Origin of the sequence: Archangium sp. (genome assembly GCF_036388035.1) — a bacterium.
In the GTDB taxonomy this organism is placed as follows: Bacteria; Myxococcota; Myxococcia; order Myxococcales; family Myxococcaceae; genus Archangium.
In genome coordinates, this window is the sequence record NZ_DASVSO010000602.1 from 1 (window position 1) to 12,455 (window position 12,455).

13 protein-coding genes are annotated in these 12,455 nt (G+C 68.2%); 7 read left to right on the forward strand and 6 right to left on the reverse strand.

The genetic code is table 11. The annotated features are described in order from the left end of the window. Window positions 1-313: RICIN domain-containing protein (locus VF697_RS24500; RefSeq protein WP_331098975.1), on the forward strand; the 313-nt coding region annotated here is incomplete at its 5' end. A gap of 61 nt (window positions 314-374) precedes the next feature. Here the strand turns inward: VF697_RS24500 and VF697_RS24505 are convergent. Further along, on the reverse strand, window positions 375-1,736 hold the full coding sequence (locus VF697_RS24505; RefSeq protein ID WP_331098977.1) for a glycoside hydrolase family 16 protein: 1,362 nt from the start codon (window positions 1,734-1,736) through the stop codon (window positions 375-377). Between the two features lie 138 nt (window positions 1,737-1,874). Between VF697_RS24505 and VF697_RS24510 the strand changes: the two genes are divergently transcribed. Then, on the forward strand, window positions 1,875-2,489 hold the full coding sequence (locus VF697_RS24510) for a PH domain-containing protein (RefSeq protein WP_331098979.1): 615 nt from the start codon (window positions 1,875-1,877) through the stop codon (window positions 2,487-2,489). Between the two features lie 72 nt (window positions 2,490-2,561). On the opposite strand, the gene VF697_RS24515 is transcribed toward VF697_RS24510, so the two are convergent. The 3 genes from VF697_RS24515 to VF697_RS24525 are packed head-to-tail and all read right to left on the reverse strand — an operon-like array spanning window position 2,562 to window position 5,433. Beyond that, window positions 2,562-3,191, reverse strand: a complete 630-nt coding sequence (locus tag VF697_RS24515) for a YigZ family protein (RefSeq protein ID WP_331098981.1) — start codon at window positions 3,189-3,191, stop codon at window positions 2,562-2,564. Then, window positions 3,188-3,988 (reverse strand): hypothetical protein, encoded by an 801-nt coding sequence (locus VF697_RS24520; protein ID WP_331098983.1) that lies wholly within the window; start codon window positions 3,986-3,988, stop codon window positions 3,188-3,190. Before VF697_RS24520 ends, VF697_RS24515 begins: the two co-directional genes overlap by 4 nt. Then, window positions 3,985-5,433, reverse strand: a complete 1,449-nt coding sequence (locus tag VF697_RS24525; protein ID WP_331098985.1) for an AAA family ATPase — start codon at window positions 5,431-5,433, stop codon at window positions 3,985-3,987. The genes VF697_RS24520 and VF697_RS24525 overlap by 4 nt, the downstream gene beginning before the upstream one ends. A 179-nt stretch (window positions 5,434-5,612) precedes the next feature. Here VF697_RS24525 and VF697_RS24530 point away from each other — a divergent pair, with 179 nt between their 5' ends. The 4 genes from VF697_RS24530 (at window position 5,613) to VF697_RS24545 (ending at window position 9,644) form a co-directional block, all read left to right on the forward strand. Beyond that, the gene (locus tag VF697_RS24530) at window positions 5,613-6,533 is read left to right on the forward strand and encodes a GNAT family N-acetyltransferase (RefSeq protein ID WP_331098987.1); all 921 of its coding nucleotides are present in this window, start codon (window positions 5,613-5,615) and stop codon (window positions 6,531-6,533) included. Between the two features lie 122 nt (window positions 6,534-6,655). Continuing rightward, window positions 6,656-8,026 (forward strand): styrene monooxygenase/indole monooxygenase family protein, encoded by a 1,371-nt coding sequence (locus VF697_RS24535; protein WP_331098989.1) that lies wholly within the window; start codon window positions 6,656-6,658, stop codon window positions 8,024-8,026. A 146-nt stretch (window positions 8,027-8,172) separates the two neighbouring features. Next, window positions 8,173-9,126 (forward strand): hypothetical protein, encoded by a 954-nt coding sequence (locus tag VF697_RS24540; RefSeq protein WP_331098990.1) that lies wholly within the window; start codon window positions 8,173-8,175, stop codon window positions 9,124-9,126. A 74-nt stretch (window positions 9,127-9,200) separates the two neighbouring features. Beyond that, a complete protein-coding gene (locus VF697_RS24545; RefSeq protein ID WP_331099025.1) occupies window positions 9,201-9,644 on the forward strand; it encodes a hypothetical protein in 444 nt (147 codons plus the stop codon). A gap of 6 nt (window positions 9,645-9,650) precedes the next feature. On the opposite strand, the gene VF697_RS24550 is transcribed toward VF697_RS24545, so the two are convergent. Beyond that, window positions 9,651-10,109, reverse strand: coding sequence for a hypothetical protein (locus tag VF697_RS24550; RefSeq protein WP_331098992.1), 459 nt, complete (start codon window positions 10,107-10,109; stop codon window positions 9,651-9,653). A 77-nt stretch (window positions 10,110-10,186) separates the two neighbouring features. Then, the gene (locus VF697_RS24555; RefSeq protein WP_331098994.1) at window positions 10,187-10,636 is read right to left on the reverse strand and encodes a hypothetical protein; all 450 of its coding nucleotides are present in this window, start codon (window positions 10,634-10,636) and stop codon (window positions 10,187-10,189) included. A 183-nt stretch (window positions 10,637-10,819) separates the two neighbouring features. Between VF697_RS24555 and VF697_RS24560 the strand changes: the two genes are divergently transcribed. Next, window positions 10,820-12,451 carry a sigma-54-dependent Fis family transcriptional regulator gene (locus VF697_RS24560; protein ID WP_331098995.1) on the forward strand — a complete coding sequence of 544 codons (1,632 nt, stop codon included), beginning with the start codon at window positions 10,820-10,822 and terminating at the stop codon, window positions 12,449-12,451. Window positions 12,452-12,455: the final 4 nt, after the last annotated feature.

Here is a 12,455-nt window from a genome sequence, read left to right on the forward strand (position 1 = left end):
GCCACGGTCGGTGGCCTCGTTCAAGTGGGGAGGCACCTACCGCCTCGTGAACAAGGCCACGGGCCGGTGCGTGGACATCGCCGGGCCGAGCACCGCCGACGGCGCCAACCTCCAGCAGTGGACCTCCTTCGGTGGCAACAACCAGCAGTTCAAGCCCGTCTCGCTCGGCGGTGGCTGGTACAGGTTCGAGGCGCGCCACAGCGGCAAGGTGCTCGACGTGGCCAACTGCTGGAGCAGCGGTGACGGCGCGAGACTCCAGCAGTGGACCTGGGCCAACAACGACTGCCAGCAGTTCCGGCTCGAGCCCATGTAGCGGGCCGAGCGCTCCGCCTCCCCTCGCGCTGTGCTCGCGGCGAAGGGAGGGCGCAGGTGACTCAGAGGGGAATCAGCTCCACGTCATCCATGTGGATGTAGTTGCCGGGGTTGCCCACGCTGGCGCGGGTGTGGAAGCCCAGCTCGAGGTAGCCCCCGGAGACGTAGATGGCGGGCGTCTCCACGAGGGTCCAGTTGCCGTACGTGCCCAGGTCGGTGCCGACGGCGGCGCAGGAGCCGCAGGTCTTCGCCTGGAGGCGCGCGACGTCGAAGGCGCCGCCCTTGCGCACCCACGCGCGCACCTTGTAGTTGCCCGTGGCGAGCCCGGAGCGGGGCTGGTACGTCCACACCTCGAAGGGCGAGGCGTTGTTCCAGTGCGACAGGTGGTAGGCGCCGGAGTGGCCCCCGTTGTACGTCTCGGAGAAGTCAGCGGCCTCGGTGGCGTTGGGGCTCCAGGTGGACCAGCCCGTCATCCCCGACTCGAAGCCCGGGTTGGTGAGCGAGACGCTGGGCAGGCTGCCCTGCTGGTACCAGCGCACCCACTCGACCTCCATCGTCTTCTTCACGCCCGAGGGCAGGGCGATGCTGGCGGGGCTCGGGTTGCCGTACCAGTTCCCGCCGAGCGCCAGGTTCAGGAGGATGTAGTGGGGCTGCTGGAACTCGGTCTCGTTGTGGTAGTACGTGTTGGAGACGATGTTCCCATCCAGCCGGAACACCATGCTGCTGGCCGTCCACTCGACCTCGTAGGTGTGGAAGGAGTCGGCGAGGTTGTAGCCGCCGCTGGCGCCGGTGCCCCAGTCCGCCTGCCCGCCGTTGTACCAGTGCGTGGCGGACTTCATCCAGGTGGGCTCATTGGAGTGCCACTCCAGGATGTCGATCTCCCCGGCGGCGGGCCACCCGGCGGTGGAGACGTTGGCCCCGAGCGTCCAGAACGCCGGCCACATGCCGTAGCCGGAGGGAATCTTGATGCTGGCGGCGAGCTTGCCGTAGCGCCGCTCCACCTTGCCCTTGGAGTGGATGCGGCCGGAGTAGAACGAGCGCGGGCCATAGCCGGTGCACCGCGAGTCCATCGGGTTGTCGGCCGTGCGCTCGGCGGTGAGGATGAGCTTGCCGCCGCTCACGGTGACGTTCTGCGCGCGGGGATACTCCAGCTCGCCCGTGCCGAAGTTGCAGTTGTTGGTGACCGGGTCGTAGTTGCTGGTGAGGACGGTCCAGTGGTTGGCGTTGAGGGTGGTGCCTTCGAACTCGTCCGACCATGCGACGTACCAGCCCGCGCCCGGGTTGTAGCCCAGCTCCGCCTGCTCCTGGCTCCCGATGGCACTGTCCTCGGACTCCGTGAGGGGGGCGGTCTCGGGCGCGCAGCCGTGGAGGGTGGCGATGCCGCAAAGGGCGAGAATGCTCGAAGTGAGATGGCGTCGATTCATGTGGGTCTCCCGGGGGGGGTGAGGCATGAGCGACCATCGGCTTATCCGGGCCAGACTGGGAATTCAAGATTAACCCCTGGCTTGTCGCGAGACCCGCTTCGCCTATGCTCGACGCAGCACCTACCCTGGGAGAATGGAATGTTCGGGAAACTCGCCGCCGACGCCCTCGGCCTCAGCGACATCGGCTCGGTCATCGCCCCGTCCGACTACGACAAGGTGGACGCGGACGACTACGTGATGCACGAGGACCAGGAGAAGATCTTCTTCCTCATCAAGTCCAAGTCCGACGAGTACTGCTTCACCAACAAGGCGCTCATCCACCTGGACGGCACGAGTGCCACCAGCAAGAAGCGCATGCTGCGCCGCTACAGCTACGGCAGCAATCCGATCTCCAATGTGCTGCTGGAGACCGCGGGCAACATGGACATGGACGTGGAGATCAAGTTCCACCTCGGCGCCAAGGACTTCTCGATCGACGTGCACAAGAAGCACATCGAGCAGGTGAAGGACCTCTACAAGGCGCTGTTCCGCATCTCCGAGCTGATGCACGAGAACGAAGTGGCGCTCGGCCACGCCAAGGCCAGCATCGAGGTCGCCTCCACCACCCTCGGCCGCGGTCAGGCGGGCCCCGCGCCGATCGTGGAGTCCTTCAAGGAGCTCAACCAGGCCGCCTTCGCGTGGCTCGCCGGCGCTCAGCAGAAATACTGGGTGAAGGACTTCGGCTTCGTGTTCGAGCGGTACATCAAGGCCTGAGGAGGTGAAACCAAGGCCGGGCGGCGCGGAGAGGCTGCCCGGTTCTTGTCTGGGATTGCCGGCGGGGCGGTGTCACTCCTCGGGGTCGAGGACTTCGAGCAGAACCTGCCCGTTGGTGAGGTCGAGCAGCGCGGTCCGGAAGCCCTCCAGCCGGGTGACGGGGAGCGCGAGCTGGTAGCCCACGGTGGCGGCGTACTCTTCGGAGAGGAGCTCGGCCTCGTGGGTCGGGAGCATCCGGCGGAGGCCATCCACACTGGCGTATTCGAGCTCGATGGCGAGGCGGACCTTGCGCACGCGCTCGGTGGTGGGGAGGTGTTCGAGCCCCTGCTGGACGCAGCCGGTGTAGGCCCGCACCAGCCCGCCCTTGCCGAGGAGAGTCCCGCCGAAGTAGCGGGTGACGACGACCGCCACATCCCCCACGCCGCCGTGGAGCAGCGCCGTGAGCATGGGCCGGCCGGCGGTTCCGTGGGGTTCACCGTCATCGCTCATCCCCGCCTGTCCGGTCGAACCGGGAGGGCCCACCACGTAGGCCCAGCAGTTGTGGTTGGCATCGGGGAACTCCTCGCGGACGCGGGAGATGAAGGACTTGGCCTCCTCCACGGTCGGCGCAGGGGCGAGCGTCGTGATGAAGCGGCTGCGCTGAAGCTCCTGCTCCACCCGGTGGAGGCGTGTCGGCACGCGGTAGCGGTTCTCTTCCATCATGGACCGCGAACAGGCGGCCTCGGCAATTCGAGGCCCCACCGTTTTCGGACGTCCTCGGGGACGAAGTGGTTGATGGCGTCGAACGACAGCGCAACGAAGGGCATTCGGGGGGAGAGGAGTCCGCGAACACGTCGCCACGCCTGGCGGATGGCGTCCTCGTCCTGGCTCCCGATGGCCTCGTGAACCGCCTCGGTGCGTGGCTCTACGTGATCACGCACATGGGCATCGTAGATCGTCAGGAGATCCGCTCGACCGAGCTTCAGAATCTCGATCGTGCGTTGGCCCCGCTTGCTTCCGTTTCGTCCAACTGGCTGCCAGTGAGTACCATCGAAGACGAACTGAATCGACTCGACCGGGTCTTCTCCACACGGATCAATGAGAGTCGGCACTTCCTTGCCGGGCGGCTGCTCCTCAGGGAGGAGCGGCACACTGCCGACTTCGAGTGGAAACAGGTCCTTCTTGGCGGAACGGTTGCAGATCGCGCAACTGAAGAGGAGGTTCTCCCACGTCCAGGCGAGCCACCAGTAACCGATGTCGGTCGTGCCATTCTGGCGATCGGCTCTCGCTTTGGGCCTGAAGTGCTCGACGTCGCTGTAGTCGCATTGAATCTGGCCTTCGCAGTAGCAGCACCGCATCGACTGCTGCGTCCAGAGTTCACGCTTCACCACCGAGTACTCTTGCCCGATCGCATCTGAGCCGGGCTTGCCCGCAGCCGTGATCGTTCTCACGCGCAGCAACTCCGCGGCACGAACCGGAGCAAGGGCGGCGGGCTCGGGCCCGCGCTGGATGCGGATCACGCCACATCCCTCGGTACCGGGGGGAGCCCCAGGTCGAGCCCCGCGTCGGTGAGCTTCTTCTGCAAGCGAAGCATCTCGGCGTCTTCCTCGTCGGTGCGCGTCGGATCGCTCGAGAGATAGGTGTAGCGCCGCAGGTCGTCACCGAGATCGCTCGGGTAGAGCTTCTGGATGTTGAAGAAGCTTGAGTAGATCTCGCTGCCCGTCATCAGCTTGGGCGAGGCGGGCGGCGCTTCGGCTACGACATCGCCGTTCTCGTCCAGGCGAAGCATCACGATTTCGTGTCGCTCAAGTGCTGGCAGCAGCATGGGAGAGTGGGTCGTCACGATGAACTGCATGCGCGGAAACACGCGCTTGAGCACAGGGACGAGCCGCACCTGCCACGTCGGATGAAGATGGAGGTCGAGTTCGTCGATGAGAACCATTCCCTCCATGTCCTCGAGGGGAATGGCCTCGCCGATGTCGAGGTACATCTGCCCGATGAGGTCGGCGATCCATGCGATGGTCGACTGGTAACCCTGCGAGAGCCAAGTGGCGGGAACCTTTGTCTTCTCGCCGGAGAACGCGAACTCGAAGTTGTGCGACCGGACCAGATCCCCGGGTTGCGTCACTCCGCCTCTGCCGCGCAGTTCGACAGCGTCCACATGGGGCAAGAGGTGGTTGTCGACAAACACCTTCTTGAGGGCCTCGATGAACGGCCCGAATCGAGACGTGTCGACGAACTGATTGGCGAAGCCCGTGCCGACGAGGGGCGCCTTTCCGAAGAGTGGTTCGAGCCGATTGAGAACGCGATCCTTCAACTCGGACGCGCTGAGCGGTACTGGCAATTGGCGCTGAGTCCCGTAGCCCGCGACGAACCAACCGGGGAAGGATTTCGAACGGGCCTCGGAGAGTGGGTCCCGGAACGACGCCATGGCACCACGGACTAATGACTCCCACGCCGGACCAGGAGTTTTCTCGTCTAGTTGTGCATTCAGGAGCTTCTTGAGCAGCGAGTACATCCTATCGGCATCGTACGGGACCGGCTTGTTGTTGATAGACGCGAGCACCACGGTTTCGCCGAGACTGGATGCTCCTGCGAAAGTCGATTGTTCGGGCTCTACACTCAGTGAACTCCACAGGCCCAGCTTTTGTCCGCCTACACGGGGCAGATTGAGTGCGGGAAAGAGGCGCCATTTCTCCAGGCCAGTCCCGAATTCGAAATCAGCGCTTATTTGTGTGGCCCCGGCTGGTTGTCTCAGGTCCGGCAGCGACGGCACGTCCGCCAACTGGTTCGCGCGGGCGGAACCACTCGCCGCCAGGGCAATGGCCTGAAGGAGCGTCGTCTTGCACGCGCCGTTTTCCGCGACGAACGCGGTCCACATGCGGGGCTTGCCTTCATGGGTGAAGTCGAGAGCGAGGTCCCGCATGAGCTTCATGTTCTTCACGTGCAGCCGGGTGATGTACATGCGTTCCTCCAGCCGCTCTTCTAGCGCTCCCGAGCCCAGGCTCAATAAATGAAGAGGGCTGCTCCGCGCTGGCACGCTACCTGACCTGGCACCCCCACCCACTCCCATCGGTTCCGTGGACCCTCCAGATGTGCTGAAAGAGGCACGTCCCGAGTGAGGTCGCGCGAGAGGAGTCCATCATGGGAAGGCACGTCGAGGTCCGGGCACTGGGCCCCGGAGACGAAGCAGCGCTGGAGCGGTTGCTCGCGGCGCATCCGCACAGCTCCCTCTTCCTGATGTCCAACTCCCGCGCCTCGGGCCTGCGGGACGGGGACCTGCCCTATCAGGGCGCCTACGTGGGGGCCTTCGAGGAAGGCATGCTGCGCGGGGTGGGGGCGCTCTACTGGAGCGGCATCCTCGTCCTCCAGGCGCCCGAGCACCTGGACCTCGTCGTCGAGGAATTGGCTCGGCGGGCGGCGCGGCCGCTGCGTGGGTTCTCCGGCCCGTGGTCCCAGTGCGAGCGAGCCCGGCGCGTGCTGGGTCTCGAAGGGGCCGCGTGTACCCTGGAGGGCAAGGAGGTGCTGTTCGTCCTCGAATTGGCGCGGCTGCGGATTCCCCCCGCGTTGGCCTCCGGGGAGGTCCACTCGCGGCGGGCTCGGGATGAGGAGTCGGACCTGCTCGCGCATTGGCGCCATGACTACCTCGTGGAGATCATGGGCAAGCGCCCGGGGGAGCCGCTGATGGCCGAGGCCCGGGAGTTCGTCTCGCGCACGATGCGCGAGGGCTCCTTGTTCGTGCTCACGCACGGGCCGTCGGTCGTGGCCCTCTCCGCGTTCAACGCCCGCCTGCCGGAAGTCGTCCAGGTCGGCGGTGTCTACACCCCTCCCGCCCTGCGCGGCCGGGGGCATGCCCGGGCGGTGGTGGCGGGCTCGCTCCGCATGGCCCTCGCGGAGGGGGCCCGGTCGTCGGTGCTGTACACCCCGATCGACAACCTGCCGGCCCAGCGGGCGTACCGCGCCCTGGGCTTCGAGGAGGTGGGCGATTATGGCGTCATCCTCCTGGAGCAGGAGCACCGCTTCACCGCCAGTCCGGGTGTCTCCACCTCGCGGCAGCACGGGTAGTGGGCTCGCGTCACAACGCGCGGCGGAGGGACTCGTCCCCTTGAGTGCCGGAACTGAGGGGGGAGGCTGGTGAGCGTCCGTCCCTTCTCGTACTGTTCAGTCCACAACCTTTTGGGGGAGACATGCGCAAGATCGCCATCATCGGCTCGGGAGTCGTTGGACTCGTGGCCGCCCACGGCCTGCTGAAAGCGGGCCATCAGGTCACCCTCTACTCGGACCGGACGCCCGAGCAGTGGCTCCAGTCCAAGCCCACGGGCTCGGCGGCCCGCTTCGAGCTGTCGCTGCAACTGGAGCGTGAGCTCGGCCTCAACCACTGGGATGAGCAGTTGCCTTGGGGCGAGGGCGCGCACCTCACCGTCTGTCCCACGCCGCGCAACCGGCTGCTCACCCTCACGGGGCGCACGAGTCGTCCCTTCCAGGGAGTCGACGTGCGGCTGCAGAGCCACCGGTGGATGAACGACCTCGTGGCTCGCGGCGGGCGCATCGAGATCGAGTCCGTGACGGTGCAGCGCCTGGAGGAGATCTCCGCCGCGCACGACCTGACGCTGGTGGCGGCGGGGCGCGCGGAGCTGTGCCGGCTCTTCGAGCGGGATGCGGCCCGGAGCGTCTACGACGCGCCCCAGCGTCAGCTCGCGATGGTGTTCATGCGGGGCGTGAAGATGCGCTTCGACGGCCTGCCCATCGTGCCGGTGAAGTTCAACGTGTTCCCCGAGGCCGGGGAGATCTTCTACATGCCCTACTTCCACAAGGACGTGGGCCCGAGCTGGAGCGCCCTCGTGGAGGCCAGGCCGGGCGGTCCGTTCGACCGCTTCCGGGACGCCAAGAGTGGCGAGGAGGTGGTGGAGCGCATGAAGGGCGTGTTCCGCGAGTTCCTCCCGTGGGACGCCGACTGGTTCCAGAGCGCCGAGCTGTCGGACCCGCAGGGCTGGCTGGTGGGGGCGGTGACGCCCACGGTGCGCCGGCCGGTGGGGCGACTGCCCTCGGGGCGTGAGGTGATGGCGCTCGGCGACACGGCGATGTCGCTGGACCCCATCGGCGGGCAGGGGGCCAACAACGGGTACAAGCAGGTGCGCACGCTGCTCGAGGCCGTGGCCGAGCACGGGGACCGGCCCTTCGACGCGGCGTGGATGACGGCCACCTTCGAGCGCTTCTACGCCCGGCACGGGCTCGCCACGTACACCTTCAACAACCTCCTGCTGGAGCCCATCACCGCCGCCGCGCGTGAGCTGCTCATGGCCCAGTACGGCAGTGATGGCCGCGCGGACAACCGGAGCGCCATCCAGCGGCTGGCCGACGCCTTCACCGAGAACTTCAACGACCCGGCCACGCTCACCCCCGTGGTCCAGGACTCGCGCCGGACGCGCGACTTCATCGCCAAGACCACCGGCGGGGCGTGGCTCAAGGCCGTGGCCCGGGGCGGGCTGCACGTGGCCCGGGGACAGTTCCTCCAGAAGTTCGGCCGGGACCCGAGGCACCCGCCCCAGGCCGTCTGACGCGGTGCTCCCGGGACGGCTGGACCCATACCGCCCGTCCATGGAGCCATACCGGGGGCAAAGGTGAGAATGGGGACGCAACTCGCGCACCCCTTCTCACGACAATCCCGTAACGATTTTCACGCGAGTCTCTCGCCGGAGCCCCCATGAACCCCCTCGAGCGCGGCCGCAACCTCCTCCACAACGTGCGCACGGGCACCCAGAACGCCGTCGAGAAGACGCAGCAGACGGTGGGCAACGCCGTGGGCGCGGTGAAGAACACCGTGGCCGAGGGCGGCCAGAGGGTGGGCCAGTTCGTCGACGGCTTCGAGAACAAGGCGGCCGACAAGGCCAGGGCGCTGGGCGGCCTCTTCGGTGGCTCCAAGCCGGACCGCGTGTACGACGGGCACCTCGTGGGCGCCGCGGGACAGACGTTCCCGCCCGGCACGCCGCTGAGCCAGGTGCCGGGCGTCACCCCGCGCAACAACCCCAACCCCACCCAGACCTTCGTCTACGTCAACGGCATCTCCAACGACAAGGACGCGCAGTTCCGCAGCATGCAGCAGATCGCCGACGCGACCGGGGGCAAGGTCATCGGCGTGCACAACGCCACCGAGGGCATGGTCGCCGACCTCGCCCAGTGCGTGAAGGACAAGCTGGACAAGGGCCACAACCCGGCGGTGGACTCGCTGGCGGACACCGTCTACTCGGAGCTGAAGGCCGGGCGCTCGGTGCACCTGATGGCGCACAGCCAGGGCGGCCTCGTCACCAGCCGCGCCCTCCAGGACGTCGCCAACCGGCTGCGCATCGAGGACGGGATGTCCAAGTCGCAGGTGGAGCAGCTGCTGGGCAAGGTGAACGTGGAGACCTTCGGCGGCGCCGCCGGCCACTACCCGGACGGCCCCAAGTACGTGCACTACGTCAACAACAAGGACATCGTCCCCACCTGGTTCGGCCAGGGCAACGGCAAGGGCCTGGATGACTGGGCGCTGCGCGACGGGGGCAAGGGCGCGGTGGTGCGCCGCTTCGAGCACGGCTCGGGCATCAACGGCACCCACGGTCTCAACGACGCCTACCTGCCCCAGCGCGTGCCCTTCGAGCAGGCCCGCGCTGGCAAGTGACCGGGACTCCCATGCTCCAGTGGATTCTCACCGCGGTGGGCCTCGCGCCCCCGCCTCCTCCGAGCGGAGTCCTCCTGACGCGCGAGTCGGCGCAGGAGCTGGTGCGCTGGTACTCGCGCTCGCAGGGCGCGGTGCTCAGCCCGGGCCTCAACCCGCAGGGCTTCGGGGGCGTCGCCGTGGGCGGCGCCCAGGTGTACTTCGAGTACCACGAGGACACGAAGTCGCTCGAGTGCAGCGCGCTCGTCTACCGCTTCCACGAGCCGCCCAAGCCGGGCGTGCTGGCCGGCTTCGAGGCCGAGGCCCGTGAGGGCACCGACACCGGCGGCGGCACCGTGGACTACGAGCGGGAGAACCGCGGCCTCTTCCTCAGCCGCACCTACTCCCAGGTGCCCGAGGGCAGCGCCTTCGCCAAGGACATGACGCGGCTGGCCAAGGCGAGCGTCGTGTGGGGCGACGAGGTGCTGGACCGCGTGGCCTCGCGGGTGTTCCACCCCGAGGAGCTGGAGCAGAAGCCCTAGCCCCGGTCAGGCGCCGGGGCGCTGGGTCTTGGGGCGGACGAAGCCGGGCGCCGCGCGCTGGAGGGCCTCCTCGAAGGGGGCCGGGTCCAGGTAGACGCGGATGAGCTCGCCGGTGCGGGAGAAGAGCTTCACCACCTCGGCGCTGACGTGCATGTACTTGCTGCGCGTGAGGACGCTCACGCCCTTGAGCGCCGGGCGGTTGGCGCTGAAGAACTCGGTCCAGGCCTCCTGCACGGGCAGGTTGGCCCCGGTGGACTCGTCCATCTCGACGAACAGCTCGACGGGAGCGTAGCGGTTGATGTCCCCGCGCAGCTCGTCCCGGGGGGCGTTGCCGAACTCCCCCTTGTCATCCCCCGAGATACGCATGAACACCACGCCCGGGCGCGGGCGCTGGTAGGTGTAGCTGCTCCGCTCGCTCGTCAGCTGGACCGAGCCGTCCGCCAGCGTCTCTTTCTTGAACGACATCGCGCGTCCTCCTGTTCTCCTGGTGAGTGAGGACCCACGCAGTGTACCCGGCTCCGGGGGGTGCTCGAAAAGGTGGCTCAGCCCCGGGGCTTGTGCCGGACGAAGTCGGGCGCCGCGCGTTGGAGGGCCTCGTCGAAGGGGACCGGGTCCAGGTAGACGCGGATGAGCTCGCCGGTGCGCGAGAAGAACTTCACCACCTCGGCGGTGAAGTGCATGAACTTGCTGCGCGGCAGGATGCTCACGCCCTTGAGGTTCGAGCGGTGGTGGTTGAACCACTCGGTCCACGCCTCCTGCACGGGCAGGTTGGCCCCGGTGCTCTCCTCCATTTCGATGAACAGCTCGAGGGGCGCGTAGCGGCAGATGTCCTCGCGCAGCTCGTCCATGGGCGCGTAGCCGAACTCGCCCTTGTCCTGGCCCACGATGCGGAGGAAGACCACGCCCGGGCGCGGCCGCTGGTAGATGAAGCTGCACCGCTCGCTCGACAGCCGGACCGAGCCATCCTCCAGCTGCTCTCGTTTGAATGACATCTCTTCCTCCTGGTCTCCCGGGGAGCGAGGGCTCGCGCGTTCCTTGGGCCCCGGGTCGTCCGGTGAGCACAGCAATCCCCGGGCCAAGCCTGGGACCCCTGTGAGTCCGGGAGGTTGGGAATGCCCGGAGTGGGCCCAACGGTCGAAGTGAACTACCGTTCTTCCAAAATGAAAGGGTCACCCATGCGTGCCGAGGATTTGCGTATCGAGGACCTGCTGGAGCTGGACGCTCGGGAGGGCGTCCGCTTCGCGGGCGAGCGGGCGCTCATCCTGGACGCGGTGGCGCTCGGGCTGCTGCGCAAGCAGTTGGTGGAGACGCTGGGCCTGTCCGGGGCGCGGGCGGTGCTGACGCGCTTCGCCTACGCCCACGGCTGGCGCATGGCGGAGGCGCTGCGCACGGCCTTCGAGTGGCAGAGCGAGGACGAGTGGCGCACCGCTGGGGCGCTCATCCACACCCTGCAGGGGTTGGTGCACATCCGGCTGGAGGACAGCAATCCGCTGAGTCCCCAGGGGACCCTCATCGAGAACTCGTACGAGGCGGAGCAGCACCTGCTGCACCTGGGGCGCTCGGAGGTGCCGGTGTGCTGGTCGCTGTGTGGCTTCGGCAGCGGCTACATGAGCCGGGCGGTGGGCAAGCCCCTCTACGTGCTGGAGGACCGGTGCGTGGCGAGGGGAGACGCCGCGTGCCACTTCGCCGCCCGGACGCGCGAGGAGTGGGGGAGCCAGTTCGAGGAGCACCTGCCGTACTTCCAGGGGGGCGGGGAGCTCGACTCCACGCTGCACCAGGTGGCCAGCGCGCTCAAGCGCACGGAGCGCAAGCTGCGCGAGCGGGCGCGGGCGCTGGAGCAGGTGGCGGGCGAGCCGGAGGGCCCCGGCGGGCTGGTGGCACGCAGCCCCGGCATGCGGCGCGTGGTGGACCTGGCGCGGCGCGCGGCGCGGAGCGAGGCCACGGTGCTCGTCATCGGCGAGAGCGGCACGGGCAAGGAGCGCGTGGCCCGGCTGGTCCACGACGAGTCGGCGCGGGCCGTGGGCCCCCTGGTGGCCATCAGCTGCGCGGCGCTCACCGAGTCGCTGCTGGAGGCGGAGCTCTTCGGCCATGCGCGCGGGGCCTTCACGGGGGCGACGCACGAGCGCCCGGGGCTGCTGGAGGCGGCAGCGGGCGGGACGCTCTTCCTGGATGAGATAGGGGAGATGCCCCTGGGCATGCAGGCGAAGCTGCTGCGCGCGTTGCAGGAGCGCGAGGTGCGGCGCGTGGGGGAGAACCACCACCGGCCCATCGACGTGCGCGTGGTGGCGGCGACGAACCGCCCGCTGGCCGAGGAGGTGGCGGCGGGGCGCTTCCGCAAGGACCTCTATTACCGGCTCCGGGTGGTGGAGCTGACGGTGCCGCCCCTGCGTGAGCGGCGCGAGGACATCCTCCCCCTGGCGCGGGTGTTCCTGGTGGACGCGGCGAGGCAGGCGGAGCGCTCGGCGCCGGGGCTCGGGGCGGACGTGGCGGACCAGCTCCAGCGCCACGACTGGCCGGGCAACGTGCGCGAGCTGCGCAATGCCATGGAGCGCGTGGTGGCACTCTCGCGAGGGGCTCGCGTCGAGCTGGAGGATCTGCCCGAGGACGTCCGCGCCGCGCTGCCCGCGCCCTCGCTGACGGGAGCGGTGCGCACGCTGGAGGAGCTGGAGCGTGAGTACATCCTCGCGGTGCTCACGCGCAACGCAGGCAACCGCACGCGCACCGCGCAGGACCTGGGCATCGGCGCGACCACGCTCTACCGCAAGCTCAAGCGCTACGAGCCCGCGACGCGCCGCCGGAAGCGCTGACTGA

Coding starts and splice junctions, on each gene's coding strand:
- VF697_RS24505 (WP_331098977.1), bottom strand. CDS start 1,736: ATGAATCGACGCCATCTCACTTCGAGCATTCTCGCCCTTTGCGGCATC.
- VF697_RS24510 (WP_331098979.1), top strand. CDS start 1,875: ATGTTCGGGAAACTCGCCGCCGACGCCCTCGGCCTCAGCGACATCGGC.
- VF697_RS24515 (WP_331098981.1), bottom strand. CDS start 3,191: ATGATGGAAGAGAACCGCTACCGCGTGCCGACACGCCTCCACCGGGTG.
- VF697_RS24525 (WP_331098985.1), bottom strand. CDS start 5,433: ATGTACATCACCCGGCTGCACGTGAAGAACATGAAGCTCATGCGGGAC.
- VF697_RS24530 (WP_331098987.1), top strand. CDS start 5,613: ATGGGAAGGCACGTCGAGGTCCGGGCACTGGGCCCCGGAGACGAAGCA.
- VF697_RS24535 (WP_331098989.1), top strand. CDS start 6,656: ATGCGCAAGATCGCCATCATCGGCTCGGGAGTCGTTGGACTCGTGGCC.
- VF697_RS24540 (WP_331098990.1), top strand. CDS start 8,173: ATGAACCCCCTCGAGCGCGGCCGCAACCTCCTCCACAACGTGCGCACG.
- VF697_RS24550 (WP_331098992.1), bottom strand. CDS start 10,109: ATGTCGTTCAAGAAAGAGACGCTGGCGGACGGCTCGGTCCAGCTGACG.
- VF697_RS24555 (WP_331098994.1), bottom strand. CDS start 10,636: ATGTCATTCAAACGAGAGCAGCTGGAGGATGGCTCGGTCCGGCTGTCG.
- VF697_RS24560 (WP_331098995.1), top strand. CDS start 10,820: ATGCGTGCCGAGGATTTGCGTATCGAGGACCTGCTGGAGCTGGACGCT.